General features: G+C 36.6%; 15 protein-coding genes. 13 read left to right on the forward strand and 2 right to left on the reverse strand.

Annotation, left to right across the window (positions count from 1 at the left end; genetic code table 11):
• Positions 1 to 76: 76 nt before the first annotated feature.
• From BMX24_RS09305 to BMX24_RS09315, 3 genes are all read left to right on the forward strand, one after another.
• Positions 77 to 1,123: a glycosyltransferase family 9 protein gene (locus BMX24_RS09305; protein WP_089791839.1), complete on the forward strand. Its 1,047-nt coding sequence runs from the start codon at positions 77 to 79 to the stop codon at positions 1,121 to 1,123.
• 13 nt (positions 1,124 to 1,136) lie between these two features.
• On the forward strand, positions 1,137 to 1,898 hold the full coding sequence (locus BMX24_RS09310) for a lipopolysaccharide kinase InaA family protein (protein WP_089791841.1): 762 nt from the start codon (positions 1,137 to 1,139) through the stop codon (positions 1,896 to 1,898).
• Between the two features lie 69 nt (positions 1,899 to 1,967).
• Positions 1,968 to 2,303, forward strand: coding sequence for a hypothetical protein (locus BMX24_RS09315; RefSeq protein WP_089791843.1), 336 nt, complete (start codon positions 1,968 to 1,970; stop codon positions 2,301 to 2,303).
• Positions 2,304 to 2,490: 187 nt separating this feature from the next.
• On the opposite strand, the gene BMX24_RS09320 is transcribed toward BMX24_RS09315, so the two are convergent.
• Positions 2,491 to 5,490 (reverse strand): LamG-like jellyroll fold domain-containing protein, encoded by a 3,000-nt coding sequence (locus tag BMX24_RS09320; protein WP_089791845.1) that lies wholly within the window; start codon positions 5,488 to 5,490, stop codon positions 2,491 to 2,493.
• Between the two features lie 522 nt (positions 5,491 to 6,012).
• Here BMX24_RS09320 and BMX24_RS09325 point away from each other — a divergent pair.
• The 7 genes from BMX24_RS09325 (at position 6,013) to BMX24_RS09355 (ending at position 20,053) form a co-directional block, all read left to right on the forward strand.
• Positions 6,013 to 13,425, forward strand: a complete 7,413-nt coding sequence (locus BMX24_RS09325; RefSeq protein ID WP_089791847.1) for a non-ribosomal peptide synthetase — start codon at positions 6,013 to 6,015, stop codon at positions 13,423 to 13,425.
• A 19-nt stretch (positions 13,426 to 13,444) separates the two neighbouring features.
• Complete coding sequence (locus tag BMX24_RS09330) at positions 13,445 to 15,157, forward strand: hypothetical protein (protein ID WP_089791849.1); 1,713 nt, start codon at positions 13,445 to 13,447, stop codon at positions 15,155 to 15,157.
• Positions 15,158 to 15,265: 108 nt separating this feature from the next.
• On the forward strand, positions 15,266 to 16,624 hold the full coding sequence (locus tag BMX24_RS09335) for a cytochrome P450 (RefSeq protein WP_089791851.1): 1,359 nt from the start codon (positions 15,266 to 15,268) through the stop codon (positions 16,622 to 16,624).
• Between the two features lie 21 nt (positions 16,625 to 16,645).
• A complete protein-coding gene (locus tag BMX24_RS09340; RefSeq protein WP_089791853.1) occupies positions 16,646 to 17,791 on the forward strand; it encodes a tryptophan dimethylallyltransferase family protein in 1,146 nt (381 codons plus the stop codon).
• Complete coding sequence (locus BMX24_RS09345; protein ID WP_089791855.1) at positions 17,781 to 18,521, forward strand: glucose 1-dehydrogenase; 741 nt, start codon at positions 17,781 to 17,783, stop codon at positions 18,519 to 18,521. The genes BMX24_RS09340 and BMX24_RS09345 overlap by 11 nt, the downstream gene beginning before the upstream one ends.
• 29 nt (positions 18,522 to 18,550) lie before the next feature.
• Entirely contained in the window at positions 18,551 to 18,745 is a 195-nt protein-coding gene (locus tag BMX24_RS09350; RefSeq protein WP_089791857.1) for an MbtH family protein, read from the forward strand.
• Positions 18,746 to 18,973: 228 nt separating this feature from the next.
• Positions 18,974 to 20,053, forward strand: coding sequence for a YncE family protein (locus tag BMX24_RS09355; RefSeq protein ID WP_089791859.1), 1,080 nt, complete (start codon positions 18,974 to 18,976; stop codon positions 20,051 to 20,053).
• Between the two features lie 68 nt (positions 20,054 to 20,121).
• Here the strand turns inward: BMX24_RS09355 and BMX24_RS09360 are convergent, their stop codons facing one another.
• Positions 20,122 to 20,760, reverse strand: coding sequence for a 4'-phosphopantetheinyl transferase family protein (locus tag BMX24_RS09360; protein WP_089791862.1), 639 nt, complete (start codon positions 20,758 to 20,760; stop codon positions 20,122 to 20,124).
• 189 nt (positions 20,761 to 20,949) lie between these two features.
• On the opposite strand from BMX24_RS09360, the gene BMX24_RS09365 reads away from it, so the two are divergent.
• From BMX24_RS09365 to BMX24_RS09375, 3 genes are all read left to right on the forward strand, one after another.
• Positions 20,950 to 21,438, forward strand: a complete 489-nt coding sequence (locus tag BMX24_RS09365) for an RNA polymerase sigma factor (protein ID WP_089791864.1) — start codon at positions 20,950 to 20,952, stop codon at positions 21,436 to 21,438.
• A gap of 83 nt (positions 21,439 to 21,521) precedes the next feature.
• The gene (locus tag BMX24_RS09370) at positions 21,522 to 22,358 is read left to right on the forward strand and encodes a FecR family protein (protein ID WP_089791866.1); all 837 of its coding nucleotides are present in this window, start codon (positions 21,522 to 21,524) and stop codon (positions 22,356 to 22,358) included.
• An 88-nt stretch (positions 22,359 to 22,446) separates the two neighbouring features.
• Complete coding sequence (locus BMX24_RS09375; RefSeq protein WP_089791868.1) at positions 22,447 to 25,569, forward strand: SusC/RagA family TonB-linked outer membrane protein; 3,123 nt, start codon at positions 22,447 to 22,449, stop codon at positions 25,567 to 25,569.
• Positions 25,570 to 25,580 lie beyond the last annotated feature (11 nt).

Raw genomic sequence — 25,580 nt, forward strand, 5'->3', positions numbered from 1 at the left:
AAAATTTACGTTTAAATAACTAATTCGTAATATAATTTTAACTAAATTGTCCTCTTTTTACTTAATATTCTATTTTATGAAAGTTCCTAAGAGTGTTAACGCTATTAGAAGGTCTGTAATGCGGAATTTGACCAAAAACATTGGAAAATCAAATTTCGATATCAATAATAAAAATGATGTTGCGATAAAGAAGATATTGATATCCAGACCCAATCACAGGCTGGGAAATTTACTTCTCCTCACGCCACTGGTACAAGAAGTCATCAACACTTTTCCGGATAGTAAAATCGATCTGTTTGTGAAAGGGGGCATCACTCCCATCATTTATCAAAACTACTCCAATATTGACAAGATTATCCAGCTTCCCAAAAAACCCTTTAGCAATCTTTTAAAATATATAAAAGGCTGGTTTGTCATTAAAACAAAAAAATATGATCTGGTGATCAATGCCAATTTTGGTTCATCATCGGGAAGATTATCGACCCTTTTTGCCAACTCAAAATACAAGCTGTTTGGTGAATTTGATGAAGCTTTTTCCACGAAACATCCAGATTATCATCATTCTGCTAAAAATACAGTCTACAATTTAAGACAATTTTTATTACAACTCGGAATGCCAGAAAACACCGGTGAAATCCCGTCTTTGGATTTGAAATTAACTGATGCAGAACTGGAAGCCGGCAGGAAAAAACTTGCTGACCTGGTGAAAAACGACAAACCTACGATCTGCCTTTTTACCAATGCTACGGGAGAAAAATGCTATTCCGAAGAATGGTGGGGAAAATTTTACAGTCAATTGAAACAGGAATTTCCGGATTACAATATTGTGGAACTTTTACCTGTTGAAAATATATCGAAACTCAATTTTACGATTCCGTTTTTTTACAGCACGGATATCCGTGAGATGGGTGGTTTTATTGCTGCTTCTGCCCTATTTATCGCCGCTGATAACGGGGTAATGCATTTGGCAAGTGCCTCCGGAACACCTACGGTCGGGTTGTTTTCAGTGACTGATGAGCGTGCTTATCAACCTTACGGCAACAGAAGCTTTTCCGTGAATACAGGCCAGGTAGACAATAATGCTATCATGAATTTACTGCGTCAGACTATAAACCATATTTAATTTTAATAAAGATATGAAATCGATTTTTGCTGAAGATTTATCTCAATTCAAATATGATATTCTCCGTATTTTAGAAAACTTCAAAAACGACGGAACCCTTATTGGAAACGGCTCCAGGAATATTATTAAATTCTTTGATTTTAATGGTTTGATTTTAAATTTCAAATCCTTTAAACAACATAATATTATCAACCGTCACGTCTATAAATTTTACCGAAAATCTAAAGCCAGACGTTCGTTTGAATATGCGCACCTTCTTTTAAGTAAAAATTATTACACGCCAAAACCTATCGCGTATGTTGAAAATCATGATTTTATTGGTTTAACATCCAGCTTTTACATCAGCGAACAACTGAAGGATTCATGGACACTGACAGAGGTTTTGGGCAACCATTCGTTTCCTGACAGGGAAAGAATTATTAAAGAATATACGCTGCTGCTGTATCGTCTGCATAACGATGGCATTCAGTTTCTTGATAATTCTCCCAACAATTTTTTGATCCGAAAAGAAAATGATAAATACTGCATTTACATGGTAGATTTGAACAGGATGAATTTTCACGAAAATATTCCTCTCGACAAACGCCTGAAAAATTTTGCCAGATTAACTACCGATCCGGATATTATAAAAATCATTGCTGATGAATACGCCCGGTTATCCAACAACTCCCCTGAATACTGCTCTAAAAAGATCATCGAAGCAAGTAATAAATTGCTTTTGAAACGCAAGGTCAAAAAGGTGTTGAAGTTGTATAAGCGGGTGATAAAAATATAGGAACTCTGAGGAACACAATAAAGAAATTTTCTACCTTTAACGCTAAATCAGGTTTAAAAACTTATCATTGTGGATAAAGAAACAGCAATTTATATCAGAAATTACTTTAGTAACTTAATGACTGATCGTGAAAAGTTTGCGTTAAAGCATCATATGTACACTTTCAAATCAGCTGACAATCATATTATGCGAAATCTGATGTTAGAAAAAGGATGGATTAGTTCTGATCCTGAAGTAGTCAGCCTTTTACAAAACGGCTACGAAGAATTTGAATTAAATGTGGCAAAACGAATCATGACCGACACACCGGAAAAAGTATTTTTCAACAATTGTCCCAAATGTAATAAGCTTGCACGCACACCTTATGCAAAACAATGCAGGCATTGCGGATATGATTGGCATTAATAATTTGATTTCAAAAGATTTAATTATAATAAAAAAAGCTGCCTCATTTTTGAGACAGCTTCTTTTTTACAAATATAAATTATCTAGATTTTTGATTTATTAATCTAAGTTTAAAGTTTCGTCAGTTCGAGTGTTTTTCGCAATGAAATGACACTCGTTATTATCAATAGAGCCTTCCGAAATCAAATTATTTACCAATAACTTTAAAATTACTATTCAAATTTTCTCCTGAAACATTGAGTATGTAGTTTCCTGATATTTTTTTGTTGGCAATATTTAAATTAAAAACTCCCTGTCCGTTGGAATTTATTTTTTCCTTTACAATAATTCTTCCGGCCATATCAATTAATGTCGCTGTTAAAGTTGATTTTTTATAATCAGGAAGCTGAATAAAAATCTGGTCTTTCACAGGATTCGGATAAACCGTTCCGGCATTTTTGCTGATACTGAATTCTTCATTTCCCAATACCGCCTGATTGTATAAAGCATATATTTCCGTTGCAGACAATGCATAATTGAACATTTTAAGCTCATCAAATGCACCTTTATAGGGAGCCGGCGCGTTGGCGGTTGACAAAAATTCAAGTTCACCGATGTTTCCGATGATAAGATCACTGGCTTCACCTATGCCTGTAACAGCCGTTTCGTCTCCTTCAGTACTTAATGCACCATTGGTATAAATTCTCATTTTATGTGCAACGACATCTCTCTGAATCACGACATGCACCCAGTTGCCCGTAAAATAATTGGCTATTGGTGAAGTGATTTCCTTTTTCGTCACATCATCATCGATCGCATATCGCAGCTGACCTCCTTTGATCTCTACATTAAAACGTTTTCCTGTTGCTCCTGTTGTCGTATTTTTAGTAAACGAACCTTTACATAATACATAAAGACTTGTAGAGGAAGACGATGGAATCATGCTTGTCGGTGCTTTCATCCAGTAAGAAACAGTAAAAGATTGATTATCAAATGAAATCTGATTCTGATGAGGAATACTTGCGATGTACATATTATTTGGTGAAGTGGCCAGATCGAGGGCATTGTTTTCTTTTCCGGCTACTCTTACATTGGCATTATCATAGGCTACATCTAATGTTCCGTTGTTGGCATAAGAAGATACATCTGCAATCTGTGCTCCTGCTGAAGGTGCTTCTGCAAATGGCCAGTTCCCCACCAGGCTCGGTGTCAATGCACGGAAAGTCCATACGTCTCCCGTTACAGAACCGAGCGAATTGGAAGCATCAATTCTCCAATAATAATTGGTTGTAGTATTTAAACTACTAAGCTGATATGACGGTGTCGCACTATAAGGAACCGTAGCGATATTATTTAAATTAAGAGGATCTGTTCCGAAATATACCGTATATGTCGTTGTGTTTGGACTTCCTGTCCATTTTAAAAGCAGGTTGCCACTCGATAATTCTACATTGGTATTATTATTTGCAGGAATTGGATTTACCGCTTTTGTAGGAGCTGATGGAATCGGTGGTGTCGTTACGGAAACGTTTGAAGTATAAACAGAAGATTCTGTAGCGTTTGTTGCTTTCACCCTGTAATAATATGGAGTGTTTGGTGTTAAACCCGTATCATTATAAGTCGTGGTATTAGCTCCAAGTGTTGCAATAACTGAAAAAGTAGTACCATCCGTAGAACGTTCTACTATATAATTGGTTTCATTGGCGGCATTATCACTCCAATTCACCGCTAAAGAACTGGCAGCCGGTGTTATTGTGGTAAGCGCATTAGTGAAATTCAGATTCGTTGGTGGAATAATAAAATCCGGAGGAATTGCATTCGGTAAATTATTAATATAAACCTCAATATTCAGATAAGGAGCATGCGTTGTGCTTACTGCCAAAGCATCAAAAACATTCGGGTTCAGGCCATTGGCCGTTTCCCAGGCATCCGGCATTCCGTCATTATCCGTATCCAAAGGAGCCGGCGCTCCATAAACGTGCCCTGCCCCACCATTGGTAAAGCCAAATTGAGTCGTTAAATCTGTCTGTACATACACATAAGTTGCAGTCGTTCCTTTTGACATCAGATCTGAAATCATCAAACCGTCCACCTGATCCCTTCTGGGATACGATGCACCTGCACCTGAAATAATTTTATCGTAGGCAGCCTGAGCAGTTAATGTCGGATTTTTCATAGGATAATCATATGGCGTTGCCAGTATTGCTGCCGGATCTCCCACAGGATATCCTGTTAAATCCTGAGGAACTAAAGTGCCATCTAAAGCTCCGTTTTTGTTATTGTCAAAATAATTTCCGGAACCATACAAATTGAAGTTGGCATTTCCTACACTAAATGGTGTAGTAACCGTACTGCTTGTATTGGGACCTCCGATAAAATAATTATTAATGATATTGGCAAAAGAACTTCCCGCTGAATCTCCTCCCATAATATATGCCTCACCGGATTGTGTGTGTCCATAGGTATTTCCGTAATTTCCCCAATTGTAAACGACGTTGTTTACAAACTCGTTGATTCCTTTTATTTTATTATTACGGGTTTTGTTACAGATGTATAAATTTCCGATCAAACTTATCTTCCCGCCCGGAGGAGGCTGCATCAATCCTCCCGCAGAGTGATTGTGACGGTGCATTCCCTGTCCTATAATCGAGTTCTGAATCGTTATATTATCCGGACTTGTCCCATTATTGTCCCAGTTTACAGAAAATACTTCGTCTGTTCCCCACGTAAAGGTCATGTGATCTAAAATAATATTGGCACCGTTGGCTATTCCTGATGCATCCTGATTTTGGGATGTCCCGCCATAACGGATACGGAGATACCGGGCAATGGTATTATTGGCTCCTGTAAAGGAAACTCTTGGTCCCAAAAACACGATTCCTTCTCCCGGAGCTGTTTGTCCTGCAATCGTTGTATTAGCCGCTACAGCAACAACTGACTGTAAATTAACAATCCCTCCAACTTTAAATATCACAAATCGCCCCGGCTGACTCACCGCATCCCGGAATGATCCCGGACCGCTGTCATTCAAATTGGTAACCAGATAAATCTGAGGATTTGCAGCACCTCTCGCTCCCGTTGTATATCTGCCAAAACCGGTCGCTTCCGGAAATGCCAATGTCTGCGCACTCAAATCTATAGAGGATAATGATAATCCACAAAATAGCAATGATGTAAGAGTTTGCTTAGATAGTAATGGTTTTTTCATGAGATTAATTTTGTGTTAACTAATCTACCCACAAACACAAACAGAAGCATCCTGCACCATCCTGTCTATTATCTATATATCAATTCATTACAGTGGTATCGGGAGAAGAGAACAGTATTTCTTATCATGAATATAACAAATTTTAGTACTGATTTTCGGTGGAAAAATTTTGGCTTGTTGTTGTGGTTAACTTTATTTTGGTTTAAGCGGTTAAATTTTTAAATTAATACTCTCTGCAGACAATTTATATGGAATATTTATTCACTATGACAGGTTTTGGAAAAAAAACGATTTAAGAGAAAAACGATCATAAAAAAAAAAGATCATTTATTAATACTATTTAAAATTTAAATATTTAATAATCAACAATTTAAACAATCAAAAATTAACATTTAATGGTAAAAAAAACTTCCATGCATTAACGCCAATTAACATAAAAAATTAATAAGCATTAAATAGGTAAGTATAGATTTGTTATAAAATATCACCACGAAAGGAATAATTAATCTTAATTCAAATGCCATGAAATCGTTAAAAAAACACTTCAATGAAAAAACTGTAGTTAAGCAAGAATTTTCACAGATTAACACAGGAAAAAACCTCATTTTCAACTTTGAAAAGCAGGTTAAAAAAAATCCAACTGCTGTTGCCATTATAGACGGCAATACAAAAATCTCCTATTTAGATTTGGATATTCTGTCGAATCAATTGGCAAACCAATTACAACGTAAAGGAGTGCAAGATGAAGAAATCATTGCCATTCTTTTACCCAGATCTGCCCAATATATTATTTCTGTTTTAGCAATAATTAAAACCGGGGCTGCGTATTTACCCTTACATCTAAGTGAGTCTGAAAGCAGATTAAAGCATATGATAACAGAATCAGCATGCAAGCTAGTGATCAGTAACAGAGATGATTTTGACTGGAAAAACAGGGTAGAAATTGTAAATGCAGCAGAAATACTACATAAAGAAAATTCTATCGAAGAACAGTATACCATTTCAAAAGATATACATCCTTCCCAACTTGCTTATGTAATGTACACATCCGGATCTACCGGTACCCCAAAAGGAGTATGCATCACCCACTATGCAATAGCCAGCTTTGCCGCAGATCCTCTGTGGAATGCTGAAAACCAATCAAAGGTGTTATTTCACTCCCATGTTGCTTTTGATGCTTCTACTTTTGAACTTTGGGTGCCTTTACTCAACGGAGGAACCATAGTTATAGCCAAAGAAGATAGTTTTAATGTAGATTATTTAGTAAAGCTTATTGCCAAAGAAAAAATAACCTCCATATTTCTTACCACCATGCTATTCAATCTCTTAGCCCAGGAGAAAGGTGTGCATTTGTGTGACGTAAACCAAATTCTGTTTGGTGGTGAGCAATGCTCAGAAGACTGCATTGATAAAATGAGGCAAAAACTACCTGATACTGACATTGTTCATGTGTATGGACCTACAGAAACGACCACTTTCTTCAGTGCTTATCTTATTCCCTCTGATGAAATATTAACCACGGTTCCTATAGGAAAACCTATGGATAAAATGTGTGCTTATATTTTAGATAATGATTTCAAACCAGCTAGGGAAAGGGAAATTGGTGAATTATATATCTCCAGTGCCGGTCTGGCCAGAGGATATCTGAATCAGCCAGGTCTTACGGCAGACAAGTTTTTACCCGATCCATTCAGTTTGAATGGAGCCAGAATGTATCGCACAGGGGATTTGGTATATAGAAATGAAAATGGTGAGCTTGTATACATTGGAAGAATAGATCAGCAGGTAAAAGTACGGGGATTCAGAGTGGAATTGGGAGAAATAGAAAAAGTTCTTCAGTCTCACCCCAATGTATCGCAATCTTCAGTAATAGCCCAGAAAAGTGAAAATGGAAATCAATTACTGGCGTATATCGTTCCGGATTATAGTGTTGAAGCGAGCAGCAGCCAGCTAAAAGAAGAGCAGATTTTAGAATGGGAAAAAATCTACGATGAAGTGTATCAGGACTTTGATTTGACCAGCGAAAATAGTGAATTTGTTGGCTGGAACAGCAGTTTTGACGGAAAACCCATCGCTCTGCCCCATATGCATGAATGGCTAAACATGACCCTAAAAAGAATTAAAAAACTTAATCCTGAAAAAGTTTTAGAAATTGGAGTTGGTACGGGAATGCTGTTGAAAAACCTTTACGAAGAAACCGAAATCTATTGGGGAACAGATTTATCTGAAAAAACAATCATCAAACTAAACAGTTTTTTTGAAAAAGAACCAGTACGCTCCACTCAGGTTAAATTATTTCATCAATTGGCAGACTCCATAGATACGCTTCCAAAACAAATGTTTGACACCATCATCATCAATTCCGTCTGCCAGTATTTTCCTGATGTGAACTATTTTGTCGATGTCTTGAATAAAGCAATGGATTTGCTATCACCTTCAGGCAAAATATTCATAGGAGATATCCGGGATTTGAGATTGCAACGTCATTTCTATACCGAAATTCATCTGCATAACAAAAAAATCACGGCCGAGGCACAGCTTATAACAGCCATTGAACGTGATATGATGATGGAATCGGAGCTGCTCATTTCCCCTGATTTCTTTGCTGTGTGGAGTAAAACAAGATCGGATATCGGCAGTTTTGAAACAAAACTTAAAGATGGAATTTTCATTAATGAAATGTCACAGTATCGCTACGATGCCGTAGTGTATAAAAAATCGGGAAAAGAGGAAAAATCATTATGCTGCGACAAAAAAATTCTGGATTGGGCGCACTGTGATTTTCAGCAAGTGGAAAATATTATTAAAGAAAATAAAACAGATTCTTTATACATAAAAGGAGTTCCCAATGAAAGAATTGCTGCCGTTTTAAGAGCCACCGACAAGCTTTCTAACAATGAAAATTTGGAGGCCATTCAGGATGCATACGCTCAATGTGTTAAAACTGAACCTCAACTAGCAGAATTTCAAACGTTAGCTGAAAAAAACAATTACGAAATGTCAGTCGTACATCCTCAGTCCGGAAACTGTGCTTTTGTTGATCTTGTTTTTATTCATAAATCTCTAGAAAGTCTTTCTTATTCAAAGCTTTATCAGAATGAGAGTTTACCTGGCAATCTAACTACCTGTGCCAACTACCCTCCTATTTCACGTAAAATAAACCAGCTGCTTATTCAGATAAAAAATCATTTGCAAAAAAAACTTCCCGAATATATGTGGCCCAGCACAATTATTCCTATAAACAAAATGCCATTAACGTCCCGAGGAAAGATTAATAAAGATTCGCTCCTGGCTTTAAGTGTATACAAAAACTCCGGAGGAAGAAAAGCAAATACCTATGTTGAAGCAATCGTATGCCAATTATTTGGTGAAGTTTTAGGCCTATCTGAGATATCACTTGATGATCATTTTTTTGAAATGGGAGGAAATTCATTGTCTGTAATCGTTTTACTGAATCGATTCCGAGATGTGCTGAACATTGATATTCCTATTAAAATATTTTTTGAAAACCCAACTCCTGCCATGTTGATTAAGAAATTAGATTTCAACTCGGAAATCAGTTTTCAATTACACAAGCAGCAAAGACCGAATGATATTCCTTTATCTTTTTCGCAACAACGGTTATGGTTTCTCTTTAATCTCGAAGGAGCCAATGAAACCTATAATATCCCAATGGCTATTAAGCTTTCCGGAAAATTAAGCAAAAAAGATTTGACCAATGCACTGAATGATGTGATAGAACGTCATGAAAGTTTACGCACCATTTTTTATGAGAAAGAAGGTGTTCCTTATCAAAAGATTCTGAATGATGTCTGCACAGATATTGAGATGATGAATGTAGACAAAATAAGCCTCCAGAGCTCCATCAACGAATCATCCGGTTATGTTTTTAACCTATCCGAAGAAATTCCTATCAAAGCAAAATTATTTTGTGTAGACGATAATACACATATTTTGTTGGTTATTATCCATCATATAGCATTTGACGGCTGGTCTTTGGCTCCTTTTTGGAGAGACCTTTCCATAGCTTATTCTGCGTCTTTGAATAACCAGACACCGGATTGGAATGCCTTGCCTGTACAATATGCAGATTATGCGATCTGGCAGCGTAATACATTTCAAACAGAAATGGAAAACAACTCTACCATCGACCGGCAGCTTAATTACTGGAATAAGAATTTAGACAATCTGCCAGCTTTGGTGTCTCTTCCCTGCGATTATTTCCGGCCTGCAAAACCAGCTTATAAAGGAATGCGCAAAACCTTTGTTATTCCTTCTAAACTTCACAACGATTTGGTGTTGTTATCTAATAATCAGAATGTAACATTATTTATGACCTTACATGCCGGTTTATGTTGTCTGCTGAACCGCTTTAATGCCGGAACAGACATTGTGATCGGAACTCCGGTTGCAGGTCGAAAAGGCTCCGGAGTTCGGGATTTAATTGGCTTTTTTGTAAATAATCTGGTCTTACGAATAGATACTTCTGGCAATCCTAGTTTTCAAAATTTATTAAAAAAAGTAAAAGAACAGGATCTCTCAGCATATGCCCATCAAGACATACCTTTTGAGCGCCTGGTTCAGGAGCTTAAACAATCAGGAACTACAAGTTGGCATCCGTTGTTTCAAATTGTATTGGCATTTCAAAACCAGCCTCAGCCTCAGATTAATTTTTCCGGGATAGACTCAGGATTTGAGTTGATGGAAAATAAAAGCTGCCGATTTGATCTCGTTATCAATTTATTTGCCGAAAACCAAACTGAAAAGGATATAGAAGGATTTGTTGAATACAATACAGATCTTTTCAAAGCAGCGACTATCGATCATTTCATTGAAAGCTACATCCTTCTTTTGAAAAGTATTGTAGAAAATCCGGAATACAAAATCGATGAACTTGATATTAATAGTAATGGATTAAAAAATTTATATAAAAAACAATCTGTTACCTGTGAAGAAGAGCATTTTGCTTCTTTATTTCAAAATCAGGTTAGTTTAACACCTCATGCAGTTGCTTTATCACATGAGAATGCAGCTCTCACTTATAAAGATCTAGGCAGTGCCGTTAATACACTTGCCCGTCTATTAATTTCAAAAGGAATAGGTCCGGAACAAGTAGTAGCCGTCTCGATTCCCAGATCATTAGACTGGATTATTGCCACGTTGGCTATACTGGAATCTGGTGCTGCTTACATGCCTATAGACAGCCAATTTCCGGAAGAACGCATCAATTATATGCTTGAAAAATCCCGAGTTTCCCTTTTATTGACAACAGCAGATCTTGTCCCTGTGTTTTCATTTACAGATAAGGAAAAACTTGTTCTGGATGATCCGGAAACCTGTAAGACATTGAACAGTTTATCAAATTCTAAAATACAGCCTTCCGAATTGTCAGCTCCGTTGCTTGTATCCTCCCCTGCCTATGTGATTTATACATCAGGTTCTTCCGGCACGCCCAAACCTGTAGTTGTTACCCATAGCGGGATTAGCCAGATTATGGATGCACAAAAAAGACAATTTAAGCTCAATGAATCAAGCCGGGTGCTATTATTTGCCTCACAAAGTTTTGATGGATTCTTTTGGGAATTATGCAGTTTATTGTCAGGAGCTCATTTGGTTGTAGCTAATGCCGAACAGTTAGTAGCAGGAAAAACGCTAGCCGAAACAATAAGTAAAAATAAAATTACCCACGTTACACTGCCACCCGCAGTACTCAATCTGATGGATAATGAGAAAATGAGCGATCTGAAATACATTATTATATCCGGTGAAGCACCAGGCGGTAAATTGCTTTCTAAATGGGTACACAACAGAACCATAATTAATGGCTATGGCCCTACAGAATCTACCGTATGTACAACATTAAGTCTTCCATTATTACCAAACACAATACCCGATATCGGGCAACCGATTGTAAATACTTCTGTTTATGTACTGGACGAGTTTTTACAACCCGTTCCTCCAGGAGTTTGCGGAGAGCTATATATTTCGGGTTCAGGATTAGCGCGTGGCTATTTGGATGAACCGGCAATGACAGCTGAAAAGTTTTTACCCAATCCGTTTGGAAATCCCGGTTCGCGAATGTATCGTACCGGAGATTTGGCCAGATGGACGGCAGACCATCATCTAATGTTTATGGGTCGTGCCGATAATCAAATAAAAATAAGAGGATTCCGCGTTGAACCTAATGAAATTGAAACGGCTCTTGAAACACATCCTCTTGTAAAGAAAGCTGCTGCTAAACCAGGGAAAGATATATTGGGAAATAACCTTTTAAAAGCCTATGTCACCATCTTAGATGATAAACAAGATCCATCAACTTTAAGCCCTGAAAAACTGCGTGCTTTTCTGAAAAAAACGATCCCTACTTTTATGATACCTGCAGTAATTTCTATCGTTGATGATATACCTTTAACTACAAACGGAAAAATCAATTATCAGGCATTAATAGACAATGATACAGAAAAACAAAGTGATAAAACCCTTCCTTCAACGACTACGGAAAATAAATTGCTTATCTTATTCTGTCAATTATTAGACCTTACAGATATAGGTATTGATGATAATTTCTTTGAACTAGGCGGCCATTCGCTTTTAGGAGCAAAGCTTATCAGTGAAATTCATAAGGAATGGTCTCTAGAACTGCCTATAGGAATGCTATTTCAATATCCGTCTATTAGCGAATTAGGTAAAATAATAGATACATCATTTGGTGGAAAAAACAAGATATTTCAGACTCCTGTATCTCTATTAAAAAACGATGCAAAAAGAGCAGATTCTCTATTTATCAATGAAAATATTCCTGCATATACTATTGATAGAGAGCCGGAGTGTATCTTGCTAACCGGTGTTACCGGATTTCTTGGAGCGTTTTTACTAAACTCTTTGTTAGAAAAATATAGTAAAGCTGTTATCTACTGCCTTGTTCGTGAATCTTCCCTACAAAAAGCTAAGCAGCGTATCGTTCAAAATTTATCACGCTATAACTTAAATCATCTGTTAAAAAATAACAGAATTAAACCTCTTTGCGGCAACCTGTCCTTGGATAGCTTAGGACTTTCTTCTGAAGATTTTGATGAAATGGCGAATAAATTAGACTGTATCTATCATTGTGGAGCGAAGATAAGCAGTGTAAGTTCTTATGAGGAATTGAAAAAAAATAATATCAAAGGAACTTATGAAATTATACGCCTTGCTTCTCATTTAAAAATTAAGCCGGTACATTATATTTCAACCCTTGCTGTGGCGTTCAACAATCATGATCCTGAAAAAATACTTCCTGAAGATAAACGACTAAAAGCAAATGAAATTATATCCAACGGCTATACACAAAACAAATGGGTGGAAGAAGAGATGCTTCTGTCTATTCATAAAAAAGGGCTTCCTATTTCTATCCATCGGCCAGGGCGTATAAGCGGCTCATGCAAGACCGGCATTGGAAACCCAAATGATGCATTCTGGCAATTGGTCGCTGCAATGTTAAAAATACAGGCCGTTCCTGTCTTTAGAGAAGAACAGAATCTTTATATAGACCTTATTCCGGTGGATTATGCTGCCAACTTGATTGTTCATTTTTCAAGTGACCGTAATTTCAGTGGTAAAACTACGAATCTGTTTCATCAGGTAAAATTTTCTCTCATTCTGGAAACACTTCGGGATATGGGATACCATTTAGAAAAAATAGATTTTCAATTGTGGAAAGACAAATTGAGACATTTTGCATCTCAAAACGAGAACCTGAATTCATTACAGAAAGCTCTTTTACTAAGTGATTCTCTGGAAAGTATATTCAAATTTTCAGGGGTAAACTATTCTACCGACAGAATAAAAAAAGAAATACAACAGAATAAAATCAAACTTCCTAAAGTGGAGAGACAATTACTCACATCATATATAAAGCACTTTATCACAACAGGATTTTTTCCTGATCCTAAATAAATCAATAAAAATCATTATTATGAAAACAAAATTAAATTCCACAGTCAAGTTATTACCTTCCAGCAAAGAAGATGATAAACTTATTATGCAATTTGTTGATTTTATTATCAATTCAAAGCTGCAGATGAGCGCTTCCATTTATGAGACCGCGCTGGTAGCCTCTATCAAAGATGCAGATAACAAACCTTTGTATCCTGAATTACTTGCACAAATGATTACATTACAAAGTAAAGAATGGCGTAATTTGTCGATCAGAAAAGAATCTGCAGTAAGTCATCAAGCCTTTTTATGCACCTTGGTATTAGTAAATGCATTGCTAAAGTTTAATACTAATCAGGAACATGATGAATGTATCGGTAAAGGCATACAATTTATCCAGAAATGTATCCCCATTATTAAAGATGATACGATAAATTTTGTAGGTTCAGAAATGATTATTCCGGCTCAAATAGAACTATTAATTGAGCAGACAAATGGCAGAACAGACTTACTTCACCAAGAAAATATTCCCATATTAAAAAGCTTATTATCGAATTATGAAAGTATTCGGAAATACAAATTGGATAATTTTTCTATGAAAAGACCAAGCGCAACATGGTTTTCATTAGAAGCTTTGCCCGAAAATCTTTTGGATATAAATATTTTAAATCATTTTATTAATAAAAATGGGCAGTTTATGTCATCTCCTTCGGGAACAGCTGCTATATATAAAATGAACCCGGATCCGAGAATTTTAAAATATTTTGAAGAAGCCAAAAATGCAACCGCTAATAAAGGCTTACCCATCACCTATCCTATGAATATTTTTGAAAGTATTTGGATCATTGGAGCGCTTATTAATTCAGATTTTTCCAATCAGTTCATTACCAAAAACTTCAAACCTCTTCTGGACATGATCGAAGGAAATTTTTCAAATAACGGAACGGGCTCGGCAAAAGACTTTCCTCCGGATTGTGATGATACCTCAAGAGCGGTTTTCAGTTTCAGCTATCTGAATGTGAATTCTAAATATACAGTAGAAACATTAAAACAATGGTATGTAGAAAATGGAAAATATTTTAAAACTTACCATCACGAAAAAGATGCATCGATGAGTGCAAATGTACACGCGTTACAAGCATTTCTTGAGAGTAATGATGTTTCCAAAACCGAAAAAGAACATCTCTGGGACAGCATTCTTACTCTCCTTGAAAATAATGCCATTAAAGAAAGTCCCACGAATATCTACTGGACAGATAAATGGATGAGTTCTCCACTTTACACTGCAGAAGGCGTTATCTATACGATCATTAATTATCAGGATCAGTTTCCTCAAAGAAAAACGAATATCCACCACAAAGCAATCAACTGGATACTTACCAGACAAAAGGATTCGGGAGGATTTGAGACGTATGCAGAATATGGCCCAACGATGGAGGAAACTGCATATGCTTTAATAGCCTTAGTTCACTATGTACGATATTATAAGGATCAGGAGATATTACAAAATGTTGAGGAAAATACCGCATTTGTACAAAAATTACGGGTAAGTATTAAGAGAGGTTTTTCGTTCCTTGAAAAAAATAAAGAACAGATCATGAATATTGACGCTCACCCACCTTTATGGACGTGTAAAGCTTTATTTACTCCTTATAAAATATCAATATCTTATGTTTTAGGAGCGTACTTTCTTTCAAAACATTTTTTAAGTCAGGAAGAACTGAATCTTCAGAAAAACAGTCTATCAGCATAAAATAAAAGATAAAATTCATTAAAATTCAATCAAAAATTGAACAGGATGGGTTTTAGAAAAATTTTATAATATGCTCTTGAACTTAATTTTAATAAAAACATTATTTCTATGAAAAAACATTTTTTTGTTGCTATAACTAATGAGAAAAATGAATTTTCCGTGATCAGTGAAAACGCTTTTCTTCCAAAAGGCTGGAAAAAAATCTCTGACATCGGCGATTTGGAAACCTGCATTAGTTTTCTGCAAAATACGTGGGAAAATTTAGGAAATAACGGACGGTGTCCTGTCTCATTTCCTATCCACGGAGTAGATTATACCCGTCTCGAGATCAATCCTCTTCAGAAAGAATTGCTTCGACTGAAACGGTTATTATGGATTCGGCCTCCTTATGGAGATAGTGCCTGGCTGATTTCTAATTACAAGGATGTACGTTCTATCCTAAAAGATCACCGCTTCAGCAGACAGCAGTGCCCGTTTCATAATGAATCGAGATTAACTCCGCATCCATTAGACACCAGTATTATGGGGATGGATCAGCCCGATCACACCCGGATTAGGAGTGTTTTAGATTCAGTATTTAATGTAAAAACATCCATGGATCTGAAAGGTAAAATAGAAAAATCGGCGCATGAATTGGTTGATGTATTAGAGACCAACTCCCAAGCCGATCTAGTGGAAGATTTCGTAATGCCTTTTTCGGGGATCACCATTTGTGAGCTTATGGGAGTTCCTTTTGAAGATCGTACGAGATTTCGGGTTTGGCTAGATTCATTTTCTAGCACTACCCTTCTGGATGCCGATCAGGTCGCTAAAAATATGGAGGCGATGCATAAGTACATGGCCGAACTGATAGAAATAAAAAGAAAAAACCTTGGAAATGATCTCATCAGTGGGCTTACAAAGGCAAACGAAGAAGGAAAATTATCAGACCGTGAGCTTATTGAACTTATTACGGTACTATTAATTGCAGGGCATGATACGGTTTCGGCGCAGCTTATGATTTCACTCTTCGTTATTTTAAGTGATACTGAACTCACAAGACAGCTAAAGGACAACCCTTCTTTATCCACAAACGCTGTTAAGGAATTATTACGATATATCCCTGTTGATGCCTATGTTACATTTGCCCGGTACGCAAAAGAAGACGTGCTTATGGATGATGGCACATTAATAAAAAAAGGGGAGCCCGTTTTGCCATCCATAATATCAGCCAATCAGGATCCTGAAGTTTTTGAAGAACCGGAATCTTTAGATTTAAATCGGAAAAAAAATCCCCATTTAATGTTAGGTGCAGGAATTCATAATTGCCCCGGAGGATTTTTAGGAATGATAGAAATTGAAATTGGAATCTGTACCCTATTCAAGCGGCTCTCGAAGCTATCCTTAGCCATATCTCCTGAAGATATTAAGTTCAGAGAAGGGCTACAGGTTCGCAGTATACACCAATTACCCGTTAATCTGAATTAATTATTAATAAAAAAACAAATTATGAACAAATCAGTACAAGATCAGGTATATTATACTGAAAAGTATATGGCCCTTCCGACACCCATTTTTAATGGTAAATTTTATTCACCAGAAATGTCTCTCCTAGACGTAGCCAAAGATAAATTAATACGTGCAACTGATGCATTGGATTTTCCAAAAGAACAGCAAAAAGAAATGCTGAAACTTATTGAGGAAATATGGGGGAAATATGACAATTATACAATAGGTAATCCACCATATCATTCATTTGGATCGGCAGAAGGCGCTCCCATCGAATTTCAGATCTGCTGGGATCCGGAAGGTCCCTCATTCCGCTTTGGATCAGATTCTTTTGCATTAGATCACTCAACTGAAAATAATGCTTCTGAGTTTTACAATACCACCAGAAAACTGTCAAATTATGAGGGTGTAAACTGCGAAAGCTCATTGGCTATGGAAGATTATTTTAAAAATGGAGGCAGATTTGGTATTGGCGGTCACGTGGTTCAATGGCGAAAAGGAGGAAAGCCTTCATTTAAAATTTATTTTCTGCATCAGCCGGATCAAGGAGATGAAAACTTAGAAAACGCTTTAAAACAACTCAATGCTATAGAGCCGTGGGAAGCTATTAAAGCACATTTTAAGAAATTAGGATTTTCCAGACCCATGTGTGGAGCACTTAGCCTGGATATGAAAGATCCTGATAAAAAATCAAGGGTCAAAATGTATATCGCTCATGATGGTCACACAGCGCAGGAAATTGATGAAATCTCAACAATTGCAAAAAATTACATTCCGGGAGCGTTCGAAAAAGCGATCGTTTCAACAACCGGAAAATCAAGAGATTGGGAACATCCGCCGGTAACTTATTTTTCTTTCTTTCCGGGTGAATCTGTACCTTCGGCATCACTCATTTTCATTCCATTAGCTGCAAATCTAGAAAATGATGCCGTAGCTATAGAGCGATGCAATGATTTTTTGGAGTTGGAAGGTGATCAAAAAAACTTTGTAAAAGGAATGAAAGAAGTGTTTAAGGCCTTCTCTCACAAACCTCTGGAGGACTCTAAAACACTTAATTTCCTGGCTTATATTCCCGGGAAACAGTTCTCACTCAATATTGGCCCCGGAATTTTTGATAATCTTAATTTACAAAATCATGATCTATAATGGTTTAAAGGGAAAAGTAGCGATCGTTACTGGCGGATCAGGCGGTATTGGGCGAGCTGTTGTCAAAAGGTTAGCCTACGAAGGTGTTTCGGTATTGTTTACCTATTTTCAAGGTAAAGACCGGGCAGACGAACTTATTTCAGAGCTTGACAACCGGCAGGTAAATGCGATCTCTGTTGATATAAGCAGTCTTTCGGATATAAAAAGAATGTTTGATCTCGCCGAATCGGAATTTGGAGGTGTTGATATTTTAGTAAATAACGCTGCCCATCTGAGCACAGGCATGATTGAGGAGATTACAGAACCTGATTATGAGTATCTGATGAATGTAAACGTTAAAGGTTCTCTTTTTTGTATACAACAAGCTATAAAAAACCTGCGAAACAAAGGAGCCATCATTAATATTTCATCTGTAAATACCGTTCTTCCGGAACCTGCTGCAGCTCTGTATTCTGCGAGTAAAGCGGCTTTAGAACAATTTTCGTGCATTGCAGCAAAAGAAATTGCAAGCCGGGAAATCACTGTAAACTGCATTTCCCCAGGACCTGTAAATACAGATTTATTAGTAAAGCATAATTCTCAGGAAGTCTTAAAACAAATTGCAGCCCTGACACCGCTGGGGCGTATAGGCGAACCTGAAGATATTGCAGAGATTGTCACTTTTTTGGCAAGTTCCGGAGCACGTTGGATTACCGGTCAAAACCTGCGTGCAAGTGGTGGTTTAGTTTAAATAATCATTAAATTAAAAAAATACATCTTATGAATACTGAATTTACTTACAATGTCGTCATCAATGACGAAGAACAATACTCTATCTGGCCCGCACACAAAATCCCCCCAGTAGGATGGAAGATTGTAGGCAAGGCAGGCAGCAAATCTGAATGCTTAAATCTTATTAATAAAAAATGGAAAGATTTGAGGCCTTTGAGTCTGCGAAAAAAATTATTAGAATAAATACATTCAATATGTGATAAGAAAAATTAGGAATAGTGTTAAGTAAGGTATAATACTAAATTCTGGTTGTTATTTATTTCAGTCTTTTCCACTTTTTTTTAGTGGAAAAGGCTATTCAAAAATATCTTTCTGTATTGATGAGAATATGGGTATTCAAAAAATTTAGATTTGACTACAAATACCTGACAAATGTATGATAATTACTGATGAATATATAAAAGAATTATTATGAAAAAAGAGAGTCATCAAAATAACATTTGTGAAGCTAATGATAGAGAAGAAGAACTGTATATTCCTGAGGCTAATCTCAATCGTATCGCTGTTATAGATACTGTTGCCTGTAAAATAGTAAGATATATTTTAGTAGATGACATTCCTGTTTTGCCGTTTGGAAGCCGGCCAACATTACTTGTTGCGATCCCGGACGGATCAAAAATTTACAGTGACAACTTTGGTCTCATTACTTCCACCGTCTCGGTAATTAACAGATTGACTGAAACTGTGAAATCTGTCATTATCAACAGCCTTCCTCTAGGTATATTTAATTCTTCAAATGGTAAAGAACTTTATATAACGGAAGAAAATCACAGAATTGAAGTTATTTGCACAGAAACTGACGAAATTGTTCGTTGTTTGCATTTTGAGAATATTCCTACAGCTTGTGCCTGTGGATCTAATGGGAATTTGTATATAGGATTTGCAAATGGAACTTTAGGTGTTTACAATTCCTTTTCAGGAAATATGCTTTGGCAGCCTTTATTTTCAGAAGGTACACGCCCATCCGTTTGGCTTACATTAAATGCTGATGAAAAAAAACTTTATGCAGGCAATGCAGATGGTATCGAAATCATTGATACCGCAAATTGGAAGCGCATCAAATCAATTCCGATCCGTGAAAAAGACGCCCAACACAAGGAAATGCCTTGCTCGTTCACGGCGTTTCTTTCTCCTGACGGGAAAAAACTGTACGTAACTTTGACAAGCAACCCCGGAGTTACCGTAATTGATATGATTACTGATAAAATTATTAAAACAATTGAAACAACAGGATTGGTAACGGGTATTGCTTTCAGTTCCACAGGGAAAAGGGGCTATTTCAGCGAAATTGTACCAGGTATGTCTGTTTCAAAAACAATTGAAAAGGCAGTATTAGAAGCATCTTCGCAAAGATCTGAAATCACTCCTACAGGACAGGTAACCATTTTCGATACTGAAACCGATGATATAATCGGAAAGCCTATTATCATTGGTTCTGCTGCGGGTATTCCTGTGTTGGTTCCTTATATCAGTTCTTATTTAATTTTTTGAATAATCGAAATTATTAGAATTTCCTGACAGAATATTTCATAACGGAATGAGTATTAATGCAGTATAGCTTAGAAATAAACCCTCTTGAAAAGGATTTCTTTATCCAAAATTTCCACTTTTTCAGACGCAATGTTACTCATATAGTCTTTATGAACAAGAATTTCCTTTACAAAAAATTTTTTGCTATCAATTAAACATTGACTGTTTAAAATTTCAAATGAATCCAACGGTATCGTTAGTCCTCTGCTATCAGCTTTTATTACAGCTTCTTTTTTGGTCCAATAGCTGAATAATGATTTAATTTTATCCTCAGAATTCTGTATTTCATAAAATTCTCTTAAGGTCATTTGCGATTGAAAATCCCAATAATTGATTCCCTGATTCAGAAATTCTACATCAATGCCCACCGGAAAATCTGCTATTACGCACACAACCAAATCGTTGGAATGAGAGATATTAAAATGAACATTCTCCCCTTTTAATAGAGGCTTATTATTGCTTGACATATCAATATCAAATTGATCTATACTATAATAATCATTCAATCCATCCTTCAATAAAACCCTTCCCAGTAAAGACAATTGAATATCCTGCCACCTTCTAAGTTTCATAATTTTATTTTTAAAACTTTCGGAGCAAGTATCCAGGTATCTGCTCAATAAATAATTGTGCTTATGTTCATCAATAAATGTGTATAAAACTATCATTCCTTCTTTATTAATAATATTCCTAAAACTATAAATTGAGCTTATTTTTAGGAAAAAATCTGTTCACATAGGGTTAATTTTAAGTGAATATCCATTACATACCCCAAGTTAAATTTAATAAATATTTGACATTAGCCCGACACGAATTGATTACTTTTGCCATGCATTGAAACCGTACAATGCTGTATAATGGAAAATTTTAAAAAAATATATTTAGATTACAAACATCAAATATACTTTTTTGTCAAAAAGTTTATTTCCAATATGGAAGATGTGGAAGACGTCGTTCAGGAGATTTTGGTACATCTCTGGAAACATTCTTCTTCACTTCAAGATCCCAAGACTTTAGAATCTATTATCTTCAAAACGGCTCAGCAGGAAGTTTCTAATTTTTATCGAAAAAACAAAATGATTTTCTCCTTTTCAGATGAAACTTTGATAAAAGATGAAGCCGATTCGGAAAAAACGGATTACGAATTTAAGAAAGAGCAATTAAAAAAAATACACAGCCTTCTCGAAGATCTGCCTGAAAAAAGCAAAACGTTTTTTTACAAAAATAAATTGGAAAAAATAAGCTATACCCAGATCGCAAAAGAAAATAATATCTCAAAAACCGCCGTAGAAAAGCAGGTGAATAAAGTTATCCGATACATAAAGACTAACTTAAATTTATTTTAACTAAACATTAATCAATATAAACAAATTATTAAATCCACCTCCTTGGGGTGGATATTTTTATTTTACCGCGTAAGTATAATTGTATGAAAGATTATCAAAAACACTTTGAAAAAGTTTGGAAAACCGTCTCTGAAGAAAAACAGGAAATGGATGCTGCCACCGATTCCCGAATCTGGAGAAGAATAGAAGGGACAATCAGGCGATATCATCAACGAAAATATTCCTGGATGGCTGTGGCGGCTATTCTGGTTCCTTTATTCGGGATGCTGTTTTTTTATAAAGATTTTGATTTAAAATTAAAAGAAACGAAAAATACTTTCCCGACATTGGTGTTGCAGACCAACGAAGCTTCTAAAACGTTCAGATTATCCGATAATAGCGTGATTACTTTAGAACCTTACAGCAAATTATCCATAGATGAGGATTTCGGGAAAAAGTACAGGAATGTAAAATTTCAGGGAAAAGGTTTTTTCTCGATCGCAAAAGATAAATCGAAACCTTTCATCGTAGAAGCAAGAGATTTTAATGTTGAAGTATTGGGAACGAAATTTTTAGTTGATGAAAAATCCGAAGAAAAAAAAGTGCAACTGCTTGAGGGAAAAGTAAAAATTGATCACAACGGCAAGCTAACCTATCTTCTTCCCAACGAAAACTGGAGCTCATCCCCCACAAAAAGTGATTTTCATTATTATGCTGTGAACGCGATGAGATCTTTCACTTTTGAAAATACAACTTTTGAAGACGCCGTAAGTGAAATCGAAAATACCTACGGAACCAAAATCACCTATCCAAAGAAATTTGCTAAAAACGAAGTATCTGGCTCATTCTCAGGAAATCTGAAAGAAATTCTTGCCATTATAAATTATCCGTTTAACCTAAAAACTGTTTTTAAAAATGAAAATGAAATAACACTTTATTAAATAAAACAGCACCAATAATGTGGCGTTATCAGTGCTTGTAATTAATTCAAAAACTCGCTAAAGAATAATAAATTAATTCATCAAATTTATGAAAAAAACTGCAATTTCTATTGCTTTACTCGTAGCTGTGGGGCTACCGGTGCACAATTATGCACAAACCCAGGCTGGCACACCTGTAGCAAACAATCAAAGGCAGGTATCGCTGGTCAAAATCCTTAAAAAATTAGAAAAATCTACCAATACCAAATTCTTTTATTCTGCTTCAGATTTTAAAAATATCTGGGTGGATGAAAGCAAAATCAACTATTCAGCATTAAAGCCAAGCCTGGATTATCTGAAAAAGAGTGTTCCTTTAGAATATCAAATTCAAAACAACACGGTAACCTTCAGGAAATTAGCCTCAAATAATTCTTTCACCGAAAATAACATACAACCCAAAAATGACACCATCAATCAGCAGGAAAAAAAGATAGAAGAAGTTGTGGTTGTCGGGTATGGTACGCAAAAAAAATCTATCATAACAGGTTCAGTATCTGTCGTGAAAGGTTCAGTAGCAGAAGGACAGCCGGTACTTTCAGCCGGAAATATTTTACAGGGTCTTGCACCGGGCGTTACGGTGACTACACAGACAGGCGCACCGGGTGGTGATGCCGGGAATATCAGGATCAGGGGGATCAACAGCTTTGGAGGCTCCGACAGCAATCCTCTTTTTATTATTGATGGTGTTGCAGGAAATATTAATGATATCGATGTCAATATGATCGAGTCTATTTCCGTTCTTAAAGATGCTGCTTCTGCTGCCATATATGGTTCCAGAGCAGCGGGTGGAGTTATTCTTGTCACGACAAAACGTGCGAAAGGAAATAAGCTGACCGCGCAATACCGCGTGTACACAGGGTGGCAAAGAGCTACAGCAATACCAAAAGTTACCGATGGACTTACCTATATGAAGGTATTTAATGATGCCAGCATGAACGACAATGGTACAAAAATCTACAGTGATGACGCGATCAATGCTTTTTCGGAAGCCTACAACAAAAATCCCAGCAATTATGACTGGCAAAAAGCAATCCTTCAGGGAAGCGGATTCTTGCAGGATCATTATTTTTCGTTGTCAGCGAAATCCGGAATTATCAGTGTAGCACCGTCATTTGGATATTCTAAACAGGAAGGTATTATTAAAAATACCGATTTTACAAGGTTTACCTTCCGTAATAATATGGATATTACCCCGAATGACCAATGGAATATCAGAATGGATTTATCATTCGTAAATAAAGACAGAAAACAGATCGCCGACGAAGGTACCATCTGGAATTATCTTGGGAGAATGCCTACCAATATTCCGATTTATTATGGGAATAACTATTCGGACGGATGGGTAAAAATTAACCCGGTCGGTTTTATCGAAAACGGCGGAAATCGTAAACAAAATAATATAGAATTGATAGGAAATCTAAGTGTTTCTTACAAACCTACAGATTGGCTGACATTAAAAGGTCTTGTCGCACCACGCTATCTCACGACCAACATCCATCTTTTCAGAAAAAGTGTACCCACCTATTACGAAGACGGAACTGAAGCAGGCGCCGCTAACACCTTTACAGAACTTACAGAATCTGCAAGACGCCAGTTTTACGGCACGTATCAGTTTCAGGCCAATGTAAAAAAAGATTTTGGCAAGCATAGTTTTGAGCTTCTTGCCGGAACTTCAAGAGAAACGTATAATGAAAAAATATTATCGGGATACAGGAGAGATTTTCTCTACGATAATTATGAAGTGCTGGACGCCGGTGCAGATAACGAGACCAAAGATAATGGCGGCTCAGAATACGAATGGCTGCTGGTTTCTGCTTTTGGGAGATTCAATTATAATTACAATCAAAAATATTTATTTGAAGCTAATGTAAGATATGATGGAACTTCAAGGTTTATCGGGAAAAACCGCTGGGCATTTTTCCCTTCATTTTCTGCAGGATGGGTGGTTTCAAGAGAGAACTTTTTCGAAGGTTTAAAAGGGACAATCAGCCAGCTAAAACTGAGAGGTTCGTGGGGGAAATTAGGAAATCAGAATATCAGTTCTTCTTACTATCCTTTTTCAGAGCCGTTATCGTTGGGAAGTACTTCTATGAACGGAGTTGTGTATCAGACGATCCAGCAGTTAATCATGTCTAATCCCGATTTGAAATGGGAAGAAACCACCATGTCAGGAGTCGGTATTGATGTATCCTTATGGAAAAAATTAGACCTTACTTTTGATATTTATAATAAAAAAACCGACGGAATTCTTTTAAGATTAAATACCTCTCAACTTACAGGGCTACAGGCACCCGTTCAAAACGCTGCCGTTGTAAGCAACAAAGGATGGGAAATCGGTGCTCAGTATAATGAAAGATGGGGAGATTTTAAAATGAATATCGGGTTTAATCTTTCTGACGTGAATAATAAAATTCTTGATATGAAAGGTCAGTCTTCCGGAACAATTCTTCGTCAGCAGGTTGGTTCATCAGTGAATTCTATTTATGGTTTTATCGCTGACGGTTTATACCAAAATCAGGCGGAAATTGATGCCGGCCCGACACAATTCGGAACTTTAAAGCCTGGAGATATCAGGTACAAAGATATTGCGGGAGCCTTTGATGCCAATGGTAATCCGATTGGGGACGGAAAAATCACCGATGCCGACAGAACCATTATCGGAAGTACCGTTCCTAGATATACCTACGGTTTTAATATGGGTCTTTCCTGGAAGGGTTTCAGATTATCAGGATTAATACAGGGTGTCGGAAAAGTTGATGGCTATCTCGATTCTCATTATGTCATTCCTGCGGTAAACTCAAGTGCCGTAAAACCTTGGCAGCTCGATTACTGGAGTCCCGAAAATACCGATGCCCAGTTTCCTCGTGTTTCTCTTACCTCTACAAACAATACCCAAAATTCTACCATGTGGATGAGAAGTGCAGCCTATATGCGTCTTAAAAATGTACAAATCGGATATGAATTGCCTAAATCTTTTATTGAAAACACATTCCTCGAGAGTATGTACATCTACCTCAACGGACAAAACCTTCTGACTTTCACCAAATTCTACGAAGGCTACGACCCGGAAATCAATTACAATGCGGGAAGTACCGACGGCGTTGCTCTGGGAGGCGGAAACTATTATCCACAGGTAAAAACATTCTCATTCGGTATTGATGTTAAATTTTAATGATAAAAAAA

The organism is Chryseobacterium wanjuense, from assembly GCF_900111495.1.
GTDB classification, from domain to species: domain Bacteria; phylum Bacteroidota; class Bacteroidia; order Flavobacteriales; family Weeksellaceae; genus Chryseobacterium; species Chryseobacterium wanjuense.

Bases quoted from the DNA above. Each gene is read 5' to 3' on its own strand.
- BMX24_RS09305 (WP_089791839.1), top strand. From the start codon at position 77: ATGAAAGTTCCTAAGAGTGTTAACGCTATTAGAAGGTCTGTAATGCGG.
- BMX24_RS09310 (WP_089791841.1), top strand. From the start codon at position 1,137: ATGAAATCGATTTTTGCTGAAGATTTATCTCAATTCAAATATGATATT.
- BMX24_RS09320 (WP_089791845.1), bottom strand. From the start codon at position 5,490: ATGAAAAAACCATTACTATCTAAGCAAACTCTTACATCATTGCTATTT.
- BMX24_RS09325 (WP_089791847.1), top strand. From the start codon at position 6,013: ATGAAATCGTTAAAAAAACACTTCAATGAAAAAACTGTAGTTAAGCAA.
- BMX24_RS09330 (WP_089791849.1), top strand. From the start codon at position 13,445: ATGAAAACAAAATTAAATTCCACAGTCAAGTTATTACCTTCCAGCAAA.
- BMX24_RS09335 (WP_089791851.1), top strand. From the start codon at position 15,266: ATGAAAAAACATTTTTTTGTTGCTATAACTAATGAGAAAAATGAATTT.
- BMX24_RS09340 (WP_089791853.1), top strand. From the start codon at position 16,646: ATGAACAAATCAGTACAAGATCAGGTATATTATACTGAAAAGTATATG.
- BMX24_RS09345 (WP_089791855.1), top strand. From the start codon at position 17,781: ATGATCTATAATGGTTTAAAGGGAAAAGTAGCGATCGTTACTGGCGGA.
- BMX24_RS09350 (WP_089791857.1), top strand. From the start codon at position 18,551: ATGAATACTGAATTTACTTACAATGTCGTCATCAATGACGAAGAACAA.
- BMX24_RS09355 (WP_089791859.1), top strand. From the start codon at position 18,974: ATGAAAAAAGAGAGTCATCAAAATAACATTTGTGAAGCTAATGATAGA.
- BMX24_RS09360 (WP_089791862.1), bottom strand. From the start codon at position 20,760: ATGATAGTTTTATACACATTTATTGATGAACATAAGCACAATTATTTA.
- BMX24_RS09365 (WP_089791864.1), top strand. From the start codon at position 20,950: ATGGAAAATTTTAAAAAAATATATTTAGATTACAAACATCAAATATAC.
- BMX24_RS09370 (WP_089791866.1), top strand. From the start codon at position 21,522: ATGAAAGATTATCAAAAACACTTTGAAAAAGTTTGGAAAACCGTCTCT.
- BMX24_RS09375 (WP_089791868.1), top strand. From the start codon at position 22,447: ATGAAAAAAACTGCAATTTCTATTGCTTTACTCGTAGCTGTGGGGCTA.